Consider the following 14,978-nt stretch of genomic DNA (forward strand, 5'->3'; position numbering starts at 1 on the left):
GGGCCCGGGCCCGGGCTGCCGGGTGCGCCGCTCGCGGTCGGCAACTCCTGATCGGGGTCGCCCGAGGCGCTTCGCGGCCGCAAGTCGGTGCTCCGTGCGTCGCGGTGTTCAGGAGTTGCCGACGTGCACGGGTCGGCCCGAGCACCGAGCACCGAGCACCGAGCGCCGGGCGCCGGGCGCCGGTACGCAGCGTCGCGGGTGCGTCCTCCCCGCCGTCGAGCGGTGCTCGTCTCGTCCACACGCTGGCTCTCCACCCCGGCGCTGCGAGCACATGGACGACCATCCTCGTGCGATGACGACGATCCGAGAGCTGGTGGCCGCGGCCGGCGGGCTGCTGCACAAGCGCGACCTCGTGGGCCACGGGGCGACCGACAGGCACCTCACGGCGGCGGTGCGGGCTCGGGACGTCCGGCGTCCGCGCCGCGGGTGGTACTCGACCTGGCCGTCCACCGACCCGAGGTTCGTCGCCGTCGCGGTCGGGGGGAGGCTGACCGGGGCAGCCGCGCTCGCCCTCCTGGGCGCGTGGGCCTGGGACCGCCGTCCCCCCGACGTCGTCGTCTCCGTGCCCCGCACCGCGTCGCGCCTGAGACGCCGCCGGGGCGTGCGCGTCGTGTGGGACGGAGGCGACGTGGTCGATCGGGGCGGGACCGCGACCGTCGACGCCCGCGACGCCCTGGCCCGCGCCGTGGTCGAGGCGCCCTCCTTCGAGGATGCGGTGGTCCTCGCCGACTGGGCTCGGTCCGTCGAGCTGATCACCGAGGCGGACGACCGTGCCGTCCTCGGGCGGCATCGACCGGACGCGTCGGGGCTGGCCGACTGGAGCGACGAGGGCGCACAGAGCATCCTCGAGAGCGCGGCGGGCACCCGCCTGCGCCTGGCGGGCCGCGTCGTCGAGCGTCAGGTCGTCGTGGGGCCGCGGGGCGAGGCGGTCGACCACGTCGTCGACGGGACGGCGTCGCTCGAGACGGACGGTCGCGAGCACCACGCCGACCACTTCGAGCGCGATCGCCGGAAGGACCTCCTGACGATCGCAGCCGGGTTCGTGCCGTGCCGGGTCAGCTACCGGCAGGTGCGCGAGGAGTGGGCGGCGGTGCAGGAGGCGGTGGACCGGCTCGTGGGCCTCGCCGGCGGCCCGCCGCCCTCCGGGCGCCCCGAGGCGCGGCTGCCGCGCGTGCTGGGCGCGAGGGGCCGCCGCCGCTGGAGGCTGGGGCGTGACCCGGGAATGCGTCGGACCCGCACCGACTTTGCCCTGTCGTGACCGACACGACCACCGCCTCCTCGTCCCTCGCCAGCTCCCCGATCAAGGTCGACGTCTGGAGCGACATCGCCTGCCCGTGGTGCTACATCGGCAAGCGCAAGTTCGAGGACGCGGCATCGCGTTTCGACGGCGAGGTCGAGGTCGAGTACCACTCCTTCGAGCTGTCGCCCGACACCCCGGTCGACTTCGAGGGCGACGAGGTCGACTTCCTCGCGAAGCACAAGGGCATGCCGGCCGACCAGGTGCGCGGCATGCTCGACCAGGTCACCGGCGTCGCCGCCGAGGTCGGGCTCGCCTACGACTTCGGGTCCCTGCACCACACGAACACGGTGAAGGCGCACCAGCTGCTGCACTTCGCGAAGGCTCACGGCCTGCAGCTCGAGATGACCGAGCGGCTGCTCGCCGCCTACTTCGTCGAGGGCCGTCACGTGGGCCGCGTCGCGGACCTCGGCGACCTGGCCGCCGAGGTCGGCCTCGACCGCGACGAGGTCGTCGCGGCGCTCGAGTCCGACCAGCACCTCGCCGACGTGCGCGCCGACCAGCAGCAGGCGCAGGCGTTCGGCATCACGGGCGTTCCTTTCTTCGTGCTCGAGGGCAAGTACGGGATCTCGGGTGCCCAGGCACCCGAGGCGTTCCTCGGCGCCCTGCAGCAGGTGCAGTCCGAGCTGGCCGCTGCCAGCGGCACCGCGTCCGTCCCGGGCGCGGACACGACCGGGACGGACGCCGTCCGATGAGCCCGTTCGCCATGCTCGGCGACGCGGACGCCCTCGCGTGCGAGGGCGACTCGTGCCTGCTGCCGGCGGCGGTCGCCACCGTCGGCGCGCTGACCCCGAGCGCAGCACCGGTCGGCGCCTTGACCCCGAGCGCAGCACCGGTCGGCGCCTCGACGCCGAGCGCGACACCGGCCGACGTCCGGACCGAGGCGGACCCGGCCCCGGAGGCGGCGGTCAGTCGCTGATGTCGGCGACGGTCGCGGAGTACGCCTCGACGAGGTCGTCGGCCTCGACGAACGCGCTGAGGCCGGGGCCTCCGGCGCCCATGGCCACTCGACGCCCGACGATCCGTTCGTCGGCCACGACGGGCCAGGCGGTCGAGCTGCCGATCGGCGTGATCGTGCCGCGCTCGAAGCCCGTCGCGTCGAGAGCGACCTCCGCCGTCGGCATCGAGAGCTTGTTGACACCCACCGCCGTCCGCAGCTTGCGCCACGAGATCTGTCTGTTCCCCGGGACGAGCGCGAAGAGGAACGACCCGTCGTGCCTCTTGACCACGAGGCTCTTGACGACCGAGGACGGGTCGACCCCCAGCAGGGCCGCCGCCGCCTCGAGGCTGTCCGCCGCCGGGCGCGCGACGATCTCGACGGGGAGGCCTCGTTGCGCGGCGTCGGCGAGGAGGCGCTGCGTGCCCGGCCCCTGCACGGCGTCCGGTACCGCGGCGTCGTCCACAGGCGAGGCGTCGGAGGCTGTCGAGGCAGAGTCGCTCATGGGAGAATCGTACCGATGACCACCACCACCCTGCCTTCCCCTGGCCTGTCGATCGGACCGATCGACGTGGCCTCGCCCGTCGTCCTCGCGCCGATGGCCGGCATCACGAACACGGCCTACCGCCGCCTCTGCCGCGAGCACGGCGCCGGCCTGTACGTCAGCGAGATGATCACGAGCCGCGCCCTCGTCGAGCGCACCCCCGAGTCGATGCGGCTGATCACGCACCACGAGAGCGAGACTCCCCGCAGCATCCAGCTCTACGGCGTCGAGCCGAACACCGTGGCGGAGGCGGTGACCATGCTGGTCGCCGAGGACCGCGCGGACCACATCGACCTCAACTTCGGCTGCCCCGTGGCGAAGGTGACGCGGCGCGGCGGGGGAGCAGCCCTCCCCTGGAAGATCGGGCTCTTCCGCGAGATCGTCGAGCGGGCCGTGAAGGCCGCCGGCGACGTCCCCCTGACCGTGAAGATGCGCAAGGGCATCGACGACGAGCACCTCACCTACCTCGAGGCGGGCCGCGCCGCTGAGGGCGCGGGCGTCGCGAGCGTCGCGCTCCACGCCCGTACCGCCTCCGAGTACTACTCGGGCCAGGCCGACTGGTCCGCGATCGCGAAGCTGAAGCAGACGGTCACGAGCGTGCCCGTGCTCGGCAACGGCGACATCTGGTCCGCGGCCGACGCTCTCCGCATGGTCGACGAGACGGGCTGCGACGGCGTCGTCGTCGGTCGGGGCTGCCTCGGGCGCCCGTGGCTGTTCGGCGACCTCGCGGCCGCGTTCCGCGGCGAGGAGCAGAAGGCCGAGCCGGCCCTCGGCGAGGTGGCCGCGGCCTTCCGGCGGCACGCCGAGCTGCTGGTCGAGTTCTACGACGGAGACGAGCCGCACGCCTGCCGTGACATCCGCAAGCACGTCGCCTGGTACTTCAAGGGCTATCCCGTGGGCGGCGACACGCGAGCCGCGCTGGCGGCCGTCGAGTCGCTGCAGCAGATGGACGACCTGCTGGCGACGCTCGACGCCGATCAGCCGTACCCCGGCGACGCGGCGGAGGGCCCGCGGGGCCGCGCCGGCAGCCCGAAGCGGCCGTCGTTGCCCGACCGCTGGCTCGAGAGCCGCGAGCTCGACGAAGCGTTCCGCGGCGAGCTCGTCGCGGCCGAGCTGCACCACAGCGGGGGCTGAGGCGTGTCCTCCCCGGCGTCCGTCCGTCCCGCCTCCCTGATCCCGTCCGACCCCGTCAGCCCGAGAGGCCCCCGGTGACCACTGCCTCCCTGCACGGCGTCGGCGTCGAGTACGCCCCCGCCGACTCCGAGCGCTGGCTGCCCGAGCAGCACTCGAACCGTCGCAGCGACTTCGCCCGCGACCGCGCTCGTCTGCTGCACTCGAGCGCGCTCCGCCGCCTCGCCGCCAAGACGCAGGTGCTGAGCCCGACTGCCGGGCTCGACTTCGCCCGCAACCGCCTCACCCACTCGCTCGAGGTGGCGCAGGTCGGCCGCGAGCTCGCGACGAGCCTCGGGCTCGACCCCGACGTCGTCGACACGGCGTGCCTGGCACACGACCTCGGCCACCCGCCGTTCGGGCACAACGGTGAGCGCGCGCTCAACGAGTGGGCCTCGGGCATCGGCGGCTTCGAGGGAAACGCCCAGACGCTCCGACTGCTGACGCGCATCGAGCCGAAGGTCATCGACGCGACGGGGCGCAGCTTCGGCCTGAACCTGACCCGGGCGAGCCTCGACGCGAGCTGCAAGTACCCGTGGCCGGCGGCCCAGGGCGTCCCCGACCCGGGCGGACGCATGAAGTTCGGCTTCTACGACGACGACACGGCGGCCTTCGACTGGCTGCGGGCCGGTGCGCCGAGGCGTCGCCGGTGCATCGAGGCCCAGGTGATGGACCTTTCCGACGACATCGCCTACTCGGTGCACGACTTCGAGGACGCCGTGGTGAACGGCTACGTCGACGTGTCGAGCCTCGGCTCGCCCGACGGCCACGAGTCCCTGGTCACGGCCATGCACGCGTGGGTCGGCGGCGAGCTGAGCCGTGACGAGCTCGTCGAGGCCTTCGACCGCCTCCGGCGGCAGCCCTTCTGGCTGCGCTCCTACGACGGCGGCCGCCTCGACCAGGCGCGGCTGAAGAACCTGACCAGCCAGCTGATCGGCCGCTTCGCCGGCTCGGCCACGCAGTCCACGCGCGAGTCGTACGCCGAGCAGTCCCTCATCCGCTTCAGCGCCAGCATGGTCATCTCTCCTGACGTCATCGGCGAGATCGCCGTGCTGAAGGGGATCACGGCGGCGTTCGTGATGACCCAGGGCCACCGGCAGCCGATCTACGAGCGTCAGCGCGAGGTCCTGACGACGTTGTCCGACGCCCTCTGGGCGACGGGCGACTCCGAGCTGGACCCGGGCTTCCGTGCCGACTGGGCCGTCGCCGACGACGACTCCGGCAGGAGGCGCGTGGTCGTCGACCAGGTCGCCTCCCTCACCGACCAGAGCGCGGTCAGCTGGCACGACCGCCTCGTCGGCGCCCGATGAACGGCCCCGCGACCCGGCCCGCGGACCGCCGGGTGGTCGGCCCCGCGACCGGGCCTGCGTTCCGAAGGGAGACCCTCCCGTGCCCGGCTTGATCAAGCGCGACGACATCGACGAGGTCCGCTCCCGCACCAACATCGCCGACGTCGTCGGCGACCACGTCACGCTCAAGGGCGCGGGCGTCGGCTCGCTGAAGGGCCTCTGCCCGTTCCACGACGAACGCAGTCCGAGCTTCCACGTCCGTCCCCAGGTCGGTCGGTACCACTGCTTCGGCTGTGGCGAGGACGGCGACGTCTACAGCTTCGTGATGAAGACCGACCACACGACGTTCCAGGAGGCGGTGGAGCGGCTGGCGAGCCGCATCGGCTTCACGCTGCGCTACGAGGACGGCGGCCAGGCGAGCGACCACGGCGGCCGTGCGCGTCTGATCGCCGCGAACGAGGCCGCGCGGGAGTTCTTCGTGCAGCACCTGACCGCCGCGGACGCGGACCCTGCCCGCCGGTTCCTCGGCGAGCGAGGATTCGACCCTGCCGCGGCCGAGCGCTTCGGCGTCGGCTTCGCGCCGAAGTCGTTCGACGCCCTCCGCTCGCACCTCAAGGGCGCGGGCTTCGCCGACGAGGAGCTCGTCACGGCCGGCCTGCTGAGCCAGGGCGACCGCAGCCCCTACGACCGGTTCCGGGGGCGTCTGGTGTGGCCGATCCGCGACGTCACCGGGTCGACCATCGGCTTCGGCGCGCGCCGTCTGCTCGACGACGACAAGGGGCCCAAGTACCTCAACACGCCCGAGACGCCGATCTACCACAAGTCGCAGGTCCTCTACGGGCTCGACCTCGCCCGTCGGGACATCGCCAAGGGCAAGCAGGTCGTCATCGTCGAGGGCTACACCGACGTCATGGCCTGCCACCTGGCGGGCGTGACGACCGCGGTGGCGACGTGCGGCACCTCCTTCGGCGTCGACCACATCAAGCTGCTGCGGCCGATGCTCGGCGAGAGCGCCGGGCACGACCTCTCGGCTCTCGGCCAGGTCGTCTTCACGTTCGACCCCGACGAGGCCGGCCAGAAGGCAGCCTCTCGCGCCTTCGCCGAGGAGCAGCGCTTCCAGACCCAGACCTTCGTGGCGCTCCCGCCCGAGGGCCTCGACCCGTGCGACCTCAGGCTGGCGAGGGGAGACGACGCGGTCCGTCGCATGATCGACACCCGGCGGCCCATGTTCGAGTTCATGATCCAGCGCAGCGTCGTGGGGTTCGACCTGGAGACGGTCGAGGGGCGCGCCAGCGCCGTCCGTGCAGCGGCGCCGGCTGTCGCGTCGATCCGCGACAACTCGATCCGGCTCGGCTACGCGCGCTTCCTCGCCAAGGCCGTCGGGGAGGACACGGAGACCGTCGTCGAGGTCGTCACGTCCGTGATGCGCCAGGCCCAGGCGACCGCGTCCGCGCCTCGTGCCCTGCCTGCCAACGCCTCCGAGGGGCGTCAGTCGATCACGAGCCTGCCGCCCCTCCCCGAGGAGCCGGCCGGTCCGAGCCTCATGACGCTGCCGGGGGACCTGACGACGCGGACGGAGCGGGACGCGGTGATGGCGATGCTGCAGCACCCCGACGCGGTCGGCTTCGAGCTCATGCGGCGCGCCGTCCGGGCGCGCCTGGAGACCTCGTCGCTGGCGGTCGTCCGCGACGCCATCGGGGCCAGTCTCGACAAGTTCGGCGACGCCTCCTGGTTGGACGTCGTGCTCGACCAGACGCCCGCGCCGTTCGACGCCCTGGCGAAGGAGCTGGCGGTCGCGCCGATCCCCGAGCGGCAGGACAGGGAGATCACGACCTACTGCCGCGGCATCGTGGTCTCGGTCGTCGAGCGTGACCTCATCCGCGAGAAGTCCGAGCTGATGGGCAGGTCGTTCCGCACCGACGTGAAGACCGACCCGGAGAAGTGGCGTGAGATCCAGGTGCAGCTCGCCGCGCTCGAGGGCGAGCGGAGGGCGCTCACGGCCGAGCAGTGAGACCCGGTGAGCGACGGCGTCCGAGGCGCGGGGAAGCTCGCGGACCACGTGGCAAACTTCGTTGCGAGTTTGTAAACGATCGCCTATCGGTTGCAGCCGAGAGCTGTCTGTGTGTTACCAATAGCTACCCCCCGTGCAGTGCCGCACCCACAGCTGCGGCCTCGGGGTCCCTGCACACAGAGAAAGAGGCAACCGGAATGACATCCGACTCCAGGCTCAACCGTCGCGTCCTCGCCGTCATGGGGGGAGCAGCCGCCACGGCTCTCGTCCTGGCCGGCTGCGCGTCCGGCGGCGACGCGGCCGACGACGCGCTCAACGGCATCAGCGTCGGCACCACCGACGTCATCACTTCGCTCGACCCGGCCGGGTCGTACGACAACGGCTCGTTCGCGGTGCAGAACCAGGTCTTCGGGTTCCTCCTGAACTCGCCCTACGGCAGCCCGGACGTCGAGCCCGACCTCGCCGAGTCGGCCGAGTTCACCGACCCGACCACCTACACGGTCACCCTCAAGGACGGCCTCACGTTCGCCAACGGCAACGCGCTGACCTCGAGCGACGTCAAGTTCACGTTCGACCGCCAACTGGCGATCGCGGACGACAACGGCCCCTCGTCCCTGCTCGGGAACCTCGCCGGCACCGAGGCCCCTGACGACAAGACCGTCGTCTTCACGCTCAAGGGCGCCGACCAGACCTGGCCCCAGATCCTCTCGAGCCCCGCAGGGCCCATCGTCGACGAGGACGTCTTCTCGGCGACCAGCCTCACCGCCCCGGACGACATCGTCGACGGAAACGCCTTCTCCGGGCAGTACTCGATCACCGACTACTCGGAGAACGAGTCGATCCAGTACGCGGCCAACGACTCGTACGACGGCGTGCTGGGCGCGGCGGCGACCGACTCGATCACGGCGACCTACTACACGGAGGAGACCGACCTCAAGCTCGCCGTGCAGGAGGGCGACGTCGACGTCGCGAACCGCAGCCTGAGCCCCACCGACCTCGCCGACCTGGCGAAGGACGACTCGCTGACCGTGCACAACGGCCCCGGCGGCGAGACGCGCTACATGGTCTTCAACTTCGACACGATGCCCTACGGCGCGACCCAGCCGGACGCCGACGCGGCGAAGGCCCTGGCTGTCCGCCAGGCCGTCGCGAGCGTCGTCGACCGCGAGGCCCTCGCCAAGGAGGTCTACAACGACACCTACACGCCGCTCTACTCGGTCGTCCCCGACGGCCTGACCGGCGCCACCAAGCCCCTCGAGTCGCTCTACGGCGACGGCCAGGGCGGCCCCGACGCGGACGCCGCGACCTCGGCGCTGTCGACGGCCGGCGTGGACGTGCCCGTGCAGCTCGACCTGCAGTACAGCCCCGACCACTACGGCGCGTCGAGCGACGAGGAGTACGCCCTGATCAAGACGCAGCTCGAGGCGTCCGGCCTGTTCACCGTGAACCTGCAGTCGACCCTGTGGGACACCTACTCGACCGAGCGCCGCCAGGACGCCTACCCGGTGTACCAGCTCGGCTGGTTCCCCGACTTCTCGGACGCCGACAACTACCTGTCGCCGTTCTTCGTGAAGGACAACTTCGTCGGCAACCACTACGACTCGGCGGCCGTCCAGGCCCTCCTGTCGCAGGAGATCGCCGAGGAGGACGAGACGGCCCGCACCGCGCTCATCGGCGACGTGCAGGACGCCGTCGCGGCCGACCTGCCGACGCTGCCGCTCCTCCAGGGCACGCAGGTCGTCGTCTCGGCCAGCGACGTCCAGGGCGTCGACGACACGCTCGACGCGTCGTTCAAGTTCCGCTACGGAGCGCTCAGCCGCTAGTCGGCAGGACGACCGCCTCACGGCACGACGCGAGGGGTGCTCCGCCCACGGGCGGGGCACCCCTCGCGTCCGCCCCCGTTCCACCCAGAAAGGCACATCGACGTGACAGTGCTCACCGGCGACCAGATCGCCCCCGAGCGGCCCGCCCCGGCGGCCCCCCGACGACGCCGAGCAGGCGGCGGAGGCGGTGGTCTCGGACGCTACCTGGTGGTCAGGGCCCTCCTCATCATCCCGACCGTCTTCATCCTGGTCACGCTGGTGTTCTTCCTGATGCGTGTGGTCGGCAACCCGATCACCGCCTCGGTCGGAGACCGACTGACGGAGGCGCAGCTCGCCGAGCGGCTCGCCGCGGCCGGCTACGACCGGCCGATCATCGTCCAGTACGTCGAGTACCTCGGCCAGATCGTGCGCCTGGACTTCGGCACGACCGCCACGGACAACCGCCAGATCAGCGACATCATCGTCACCTACGGCGCCGCGACACTCGAGCTCGTGATCTACGCGCTCGTCGTCGCGCTGGTGATCGGCATCCCGCTCGGCATGCTCGCCGCCTACCTCCGCGACCGCTGGCCCGACGCCGTGCTGCGGATCCTCGCGATCTTCGCCTACGCCACGCCCGTCTTCTTCGCGGGCCTGCTGCTCAAGCTGACCTTCTCGGTCTGGCTCGGCTGGCTCCCGCTGAGCGGGCGCGCCGACACCCGGATCGCGATCGCCCTCGGCCGGATCGAGAACCCCACCGGCATCTACATCCTCGACGCGCTCCGGCTCGGCAACTCGACGATCACCCTGAACGTCCTCAGCCACGCGGTGCTGCCCGCCCTCACGCTGGGCCTGCTCACGGCGGGCATCTTCCTCCGCCTGGTGCGGACGAACGTCATCGGCACGCTCGGCTCCGAGTACGTGGACGCCGCCCGCTCCCGCGGCGTGTCCGAGCTGCGGCTCGTGCGGAAGCACGCGCTCAAGCCCGCGCTGATCCCGATCATCACCGTGATGGGCCTGCAGATCGCCATGCTGCTCGGCGGCTCGGTGCTCACCGAGACGACCTTCGGCTGGCGCGGCCTCGGCTTCCAGCTGCAGCAGTACCTCTCGGCGCGCGACTTCGTCGCCGTGCAGGGCATCGTCGCCGTGCTCGCCGTCATCGTCGCCGTCACCAACTTCGCGGTCGACGTCGTCGCGGCCCTCATCGACCCGAGAGTGAGGTACTGACCGTGTCGACCACCACCTCCGGCGTCCTGTCCGACCGGCACGAGCCCCTCTGGAAGCGCCTCCCGATCGTCGCCCACGTGCGCCGTTCGGTCGGCCTGCAGCGCGGCATGCTCGTCGCCGGCATCGTCATCTGCGTCGCGTTCATCGTGCTCGCCGTCTTCGCCCCCTTGATCGCGCCCTACGGCTACGGTCAGCTCAGCGACGACGGCGGCACGTTCGCGCGCCAGGCCGCGCCCTCGGCCCAGCACCTCTGGGGCACCACCGTCGGCGGGTACGACGTCTTCAGCCGCGTCGTGTGGGGCACCCGGACCGCGATCTCCGTCGTCGTCGTCGCGGTCGTGCTCTCGATCGTGCTCGGCGTCGTCCTGGGCCTCGTCTCCGGCTACCTCGGCGGCTGGGTCGACCGCGTGCTCGTCGTCGTGGCCGACGCCGTCTACGCGTTCCCGTCGCTGCTGCTCGCGATCGTCGTCTCGATCGTCATCAGCGGCGGCCAGTCGAGCCTCTGGGGCGGCATCCTCTCGGCGGGCATCTCGATCACCGTCGTGTTCGTGCCCCAGTACTTCCGGGTCGTCCGCGCCGAGGCCGTCCGGCTCAAGTCCGAGGCGTTCGTCGAGTCGGCCAAGGTCGTCGGCAGCAGCACGCCGCGCATCATGTTCAAGCACGTGCTCCGCAACGCGACCCGCAGCTTGCCCCTCATCCTGACGCTGAACGCGTCGGAGGCGATCCTCACCCTGGCAGCGCTCGGCTTCCTGGGCTTCGGCATCGGCCCGACGTCGGCCGCCGAGTGGGGCTACGACCTGAACCGAGCGCTCAGCGACACGGCGAGCGGCATCTGGTGGACGGGCGTGTTCCCCGGCGCGGCCATCGTCCTCATGGTGCTCGGCATCACCCTCGTGGGCGAGAGCCTGAACGACCTGGCCGACCCGCGCCTCCGGACGCGTCGCCGGGCCGGGCGCACCCAGAAGGCCGGACGCCGCGGTGCCGGCAGCACGACGACCACGACGGCCGCAGCGCCGGTCGAGCCGCAGGAGGCGACAGCATGACCGCAGGACCGCTCGACCAGGGTGCACAGGCCGCCCAGCCCGTCCGCCACGCCGCCCACGACGTCCCGCGCGACGAGCGCGACGTGGCCGTCGGCATCACCGACCTCAGAGTCACGTTCGCGACCGACGGCGGCGACGTCGCGGCTGTCCGCGGCGTGACCCTCGACGTGCGCGCGGGGGAGGTGCTCGCGATCGTCGGGGAGTCGGGAAGCGGCAAGTCCGTGACGGCCAAGACGATCCTCCGCCTGCTGCCCGAGACGGCGGTCGCCGCCGGCGCCGTCGTGCTGTCGGGGAAGAACGTCCTCGAGATCGGCCGGGGCGCCGTGCGCGAGATGCGCGGCACCGAGGTCGCGATGGTCTTCCAGGAGCCCTCGACGGCTCTCAACCCCGTCTACACGGTGGGCTGGCAGATCGCGGAGGGCATCCGAGCCCACGGCAAGATCGGACGCAAGGAGGCGCGCTCCCGGGCCGTCGACATCCTGCGGAAGGTGGGCATCCCCGACCCCGAGACCCGCGTCGACTACTACCCGCACCAGTTCTCCGGCGGCCAGAAGCAGCGCGTGGTCATCGCCATGGCCCTGGTGCTGAACCCGTCGGTCATCGTCGCCGACGAGCCGACCACCGCGCTCGACGTGACGGTGCAGGCCGAGATCCTCGACCTGCTGCGCCGCTGCCGCGACGAGTTCGGCACGGCCATCGTGCTGATCACCCACAACATGGGCGTCGTGGCCGACCTGGCCGACCGGGTGGCCGTGATGTACCAGGGCGAGGTCGTCGAGCAGGCGACCTCGGAGGCTCTGTTCGCCTCGCCGCAGGACGACTACACGAAGCGCCTCCTCGGCAGCGTGCCCGTGCTCGAGCCGCGCGGCGCCCAGGTGCAGGCCGGCGAGGCCGACCGCGACGTCGTCGTGCGCGCCACGGGCCTCGAGATCGAGTACCCGGGTCGTCTCGGCCGCGGCGGGTTCCGCGCCGTCAAGGGCGTCGACTTCTCCATCGCGAAGGGGGAGGTCCTCGGCCTCGTCGGCGAGAGCGGCTCGGGCAAGACCACCATCGGCCGCGCCATCGCCGGCCTGACCAAGGTGACCGGCGGGTCGCTCGAGGTGCTGGGCGTCGAGATGAACGGGGTGCACGAGCGCGAGTTCAAGCCGCTGCGCGCCGACATCGGGTTCGTCTTCCAGGACCCGGCGTCGAGCTTCAACCCGCTGCTGACCATCGCCGAGTGCGTGGCCGAGCCCCTCATCGTGCACGGCCGTGCGGGCGACGCGCGTGCCGCGCGGCCGCGCGTCGACGAGCTGATGGAGGCGGTGCAGCTGCCCAGGGCGTTCGGCGACCGCTACCCGCACGAGCTGAGCGGCGGCCAGCGTCAGCGCGCGAGCCTCGCGCGCTCCCTGGCGCTCGAGCCGAGCCTCCTGATCGCCGACGAGCCGACGAGCGCGCTCGACGTGTCCGTGCAGGCGCGGGTGCTCGAGCTGTTCCGCGAGCTGCAGGCCGACCTCGGCTTCGCGGCGCTGTTCATCAGCCACGACCTCGCCGTCGTGAACATGCTCGCCGACCGCATCGGCGTCCTGTACCACGGCGACCTCGTCGAGAGCGGCCCGAACGACCAGGTGCTCGGCGCGCCCGAGCACCCGTACACGCAGCGGCTGCTCGCCTCGCTGCCCGTGCCCGACCCGGCCGAGCAGGCGGCGCGACGGAGGCGGCTGGCCGAGCTCGACGCCCGCACGGCTGCGAGCGAGGTAGCGTGACGCGGTGAGCTCCGCACTCGACCTCGACCTCGGCCGGCCCGTCACCACCGACGACCTGTCGCTGACCTATCCGGCCCGCGCCGGCCACCCGGCACTCCGGGCGGTCGACGGCGTCACGCTCGACGTCCGGCCCGGCGAGATCGTCGCGGTGCTGGGCGAGAGCGGCTCGGGCAAGTCGACCCTCGCCCTCGCCGTGGCCGGCCTCGTCGGCAAGGGGCGGCCGCCCGAGGGCCGACCGCAGATCAGCGGGGGAGCGGCGAGCGTGTTCGGCCTCGACCTGGCCCGCGCCTCCGCGCGCCGGCGCGATCGTCTCTCAGCGGTCCTCGGCTACCTCGCGCAGGACGACGGCGAGGCCCTCAGCCCCGACCTCACCGTCGGCGAGGCCATCGCCGAGCCGATCTACCTGAGGGACCGGCACTTCGACCGCCGTGAGGCCGGGCGCCTCGTGACGGCACTGGTCGACGCGGTGCACCTCCCTCTCGGCACGATGCTCAAGCAGACCTGGGAGCTCAGCTCGGGACAGCGACAGAGGGTGGCGCTGGCCCGGTCCCTCGTGCTGGAGCCGCGCCTCCTCGTGGCGGACGAGCCGGCGCGCGGCGTGGACGTCCTCGTGCGGCAGGCCGTTCTCGACGTGATCAAGAACCTGCACGCCGACCGCCAGTTCTCGGCGATGGTCGTCACCTCGAGCGTGTCCGAGGCGCGGGCGATCACCGACCGCGTGGCCGTCATGCGAGGCGGTCGTCTGGTCGGGTTGGGCCAGATCGACGAGGTGCTCCGTGACGGGGTCGACCCCTACGTCAAGGTGCTCTCGACGACGACGCCGATCGACGTGATCAGGCCCGACGAGCGCCGGCGCGACGAGCGTCGGCCCGACGAGCGACGGCCCGACGAGCGACGGTCGTGACGGCAGGAGGCGCGCGCGGCCACCGGGCGGCGGCCGTCGAGGCGGCGGACCTGCCTCCGGAGCGCCGCCCTCGACCCGGCTCGGTCAGCATCGGGCCGCGCAGCTCGTCGGTCTTCGCCGACGCCGTGCAGGAGGCGGGCGGCGACCTCGTCCCGCTCGGCCCCGACACACGGGGCCTGATCTGGCTCTCGTACCGCGACGTCGCCGGTCTCGAGGCTGCCCTCGCCGCGCACCCCGGCATCCAGTGGGTACAGCTGCCCTGGGCCGGCGTGGACGCCTTCGCGGGCGTGCTCGCGGCGCATCGCGACCGGGCCCTCCCGCTCTGGACGAGCGCGAAGGGCGCCTACGCCGAGCCGGTCGCCGAGCACGCGCTGGTGCTGCTGCTCTCGCTGCTGCGGGTCGTTCCCTCCCGGGTCCTGGCGTCGTCGTGGCAGACCGAGCAGCGGGGCATCTCGCTCTACGGTCGGCACGTCGTCATCGTCGGGGCCGGGGGGATAGCCCGTGAGCTGGTGCGTCTCCTGGCGCCCTTCGAGGTACGGGTCACGATCGTGCGACGCACCGCCGAGCCCGTCGAGGGCGTGGACCGGACCGTGTCCGTCGACCTGCTCGACGAGGTGCTGCCCACCGCCGACGTGGTCGTCGTGGCGGCGGCCGCGACCCCGGGCACCGCCCGGCTCCTCGACGCTCGCCGGCTGGCCCTGCTCCCGTCCCGTGCCGTGTTCGTCAACGTGGCCCGGGGGAGCCTCGTCGACACCGACGCCCTCGTCGCCGCCGTGCGTGCGGACCGGCTCTGGGGCGTCGGCCTGGACGTCACCGACCCCGAGCCCCTGCCGGACGGGCACCCGCTCTGGGGCGATCCCCGGGTGATCGTGACGCCGCACCAGGCGGACACTCCCGAGATGACGGCGCCGCTCCTCGCCGGTCGCATCCGCCACAACGTCAGGGCCCTGGCCGGCGACGGGAACTTCGTCGGCGTCGTGGACACGATCGCGGGCTACTGAGCCGCCGG

General features: G+C 72.4%; 13 protein-coding genes. 12 read left to right on the forward strand and 1 reads right to left on the reverse strand.

The window, feature by feature from the left end; genetic code table 11:
- The first annotated feature begins 292 nt into the window (after positions 1-292).
- Genes ES689_RS03755 through ES689_RS03765 form a run of 3 tightly spaced genes read left to right on the forward strand, consistent with a single transcriptional unit; the run spans position 293 to position 2,216 of the window.
- Positions 293-1,258, forward strand: a complete 966-nt coding sequence (locus ES689_RS03755; RefSeq protein WP_146900363.1) for a hypothetical protein — start codon at positions 293-295, stop codon at positions 1,256-1,258.
- The gene (locus tag ES689_RS03760; RefSeq protein ID WP_146900366.1) at positions 1,255-1,992 is read left to right on the forward strand and encodes a DsbA family protein; all 738 of its coding nucleotides are present in this window, start codon (positions 1,255-1,257) and stop codon (positions 1,990-1,992) included. The genes ES689_RS03755 and ES689_RS03760 overlap by 4 nt, the downstream gene beginning before the upstream one ends.
- Positions 1,989-2,216 carry a hypothetical protein gene (locus ES689_RS03765; RefSeq protein ID WP_146900369.1) on the forward strand — a complete coding sequence of 76 codons (228 nt, stop codon included), beginning with the start codon at positions 1,989-1,991 and terminating at the stop codon, positions 2,214-2,216. Before ES689_RS03760 ends, ES689_RS03765 begins: the two co-directional genes overlap by 4 nt.
- Here ES689_RS03765 and ES689_RS03770 read toward each other — a convergent pair.
- A complete protein-coding gene (locus ES689_RS03770) occupies positions 2,206-2,739 on the reverse strand; it encodes an aminoacyl-tRNA deacylase (protein WP_146900372.1) in 534 nt (177 codons plus the stop codon). The genes ES689_RS03765 and ES689_RS03770 overlap by 11 nt on opposite strands.
- Positions 2,740-2,754: 15 nt before the next feature.
- Between ES689_RS03770 and dusB the strand changes: the two genes are divergently transcribed.
- From dusB to ES689_RS03815, 9 genes are all read left to right on the forward strand, one after another.
- On the forward strand, positions 2,755-3,912 hold the full coding sequence (gene dusB / locus ES689_RS03775) for a tRNA dihydrouridine synthase DusB (protein WP_146900375.1): 1,158 nt from the start codon (positions 2,755-2,757) through the stop codon (positions 3,910-3,912).
- A 74-nt stretch (positions 3,913-3,986) separates the two neighbouring features.
- Positions 3,987-5,258: a deoxyguanosinetriphosphate triphosphohydrolase gene (locus ES689_RS03780; protein WP_146900377.1), complete on the forward strand. Its 1,272-nt coding sequence runs from the start codon at positions 3,987-3,989 to the stop codon at positions 5,256-5,258.
- Positions 5,259-5,337: 79 nt separating this feature from the next.
- Positions 5,338-7,248 (forward strand): DNA primase, encoded by a 1,911-nt coding sequence (gene dnaG / locus ES689_RS03785; protein WP_146900380.1) that lies wholly within the window; start codon positions 5,338-5,340, stop codon positions 7,246-7,248.
- 197 nt (positions 7,249-7,445) lie between these two features.
- A complete protein-coding gene (locus ES689_RS03790) occupies positions 7,446-9,071 on the forward strand; it encodes an ABC transporter substrate-binding protein (RefSeq protein ID WP_146900383.1) in 1,626 nt (541 codons plus the stop codon).
- Positions 9,072-9,197: 126 nt separating this feature from the next.
- On the forward strand, positions 9,198-10,277 hold the full coding sequence (locus ES689_RS03795) for an ABC transporter permease (protein WP_370512337.1): 1,080 nt from the start codon (positions 9,198-9,200) through the stop codon (positions 10,275-10,277).
- A 2-nt stretch (positions 10,278-10,279) separates the two neighbouring features.
- Positions 10,280-11,320 carry an ABC transporter permease gene (locus ES689_RS03800; protein ID WP_146900386.1) on the forward strand — a complete coding sequence of 347 codons (1,041 nt, stop codon included), beginning with the start codon at positions 10,280-10,282 and terminating at the stop codon, positions 11,318-11,320.
- Positions 11,317-13,065 carry an ABC transporter ATP-binding protein gene (locus tag ES689_RS03805; protein ID WP_146900389.1) on the forward strand — a complete coding sequence of 583 codons (1,749 nt, stop codon included), beginning with the start codon at positions 11,317-11,319 and terminating at the stop codon, positions 13,063-13,065. The genes ES689_RS03800 and ES689_RS03805 overlap by 4 nt, the downstream gene beginning before the upstream one ends.
- Before the next feature lie 4 nt (positions 13,066-13,069).
- Positions 13,070-13,969, forward strand: a complete 900-nt coding sequence (locus ES689_RS03810) for an ATP-binding cassette domain-containing protein (protein WP_146900392.1) — start codon at positions 13,070-13,072, stop codon at positions 13,967-13,969.
- Positions 13,966-14,970: an NAD(P)-dependent oxidoreductase gene (locus ES689_RS03815; RefSeq protein WP_223269362.1), complete on the forward strand. Its 1,005-nt coding sequence runs from the start codon at positions 13,966-13,968 to the stop codon at positions 14,968-14,970. Before ES689_RS03810 ends, ES689_RS03815 begins: the two co-directional genes overlap by 4 nt.
- Positions 14,971-14,978: the final 8 nt, after the last annotated feature.

The organism is Frigoribacterium sp. ACAM 257 (assembly GCF_007954365.1).
In the GTDB taxonomy this organism is placed as follows: Bacteria; Actinomycetota; Actinomycetes; order Actinomycetales; family Microbacteriaceae; genus Frigoribacterium.

Coding starts and splice junctions, on each gene's coding strand:
- ES689_RS03755 (WP_146900363.1), top strand. CDS start 293: ATGACGACGATCCGAGAGCTGGTGGCCGCGGCCGGCGGGCTGCTGCAC.
- ES689_RS03765 (WP_146900369.1), top strand. CDS start 1,989: ATGAGCCCGTTCGCCATGCTCGGCGACGCGGACGCCCTCGCGTGCGAG.
- ES689_RS03770 (WP_146900372.1), bottom strand. CDS start 2,739: ATGAGCGACTCTGCCTCGACAGCCTCCGACGCCTCGCCTGTGGACGAC.
- dusB (WP_146900375.1), top strand. CDS start 2,755: ATGACCACCACCACCCTGCCTTCCCCTGGCCTGTCGATCGGACCGATC.
- ES689_RS03790 (WP_146900383.1), top strand. CDS start 7,446: ATGACATCCGACTCCAGGCTCAACCGTCGCGTCCTCGCCGTCATGGGG.
- ES689_RS03805 (WP_146900389.1), top strand. CDS start 11,317: ATGACCGCAGGACCGCTCGACCAGGGTGCACAGGCCGCCCAGCCCGTC.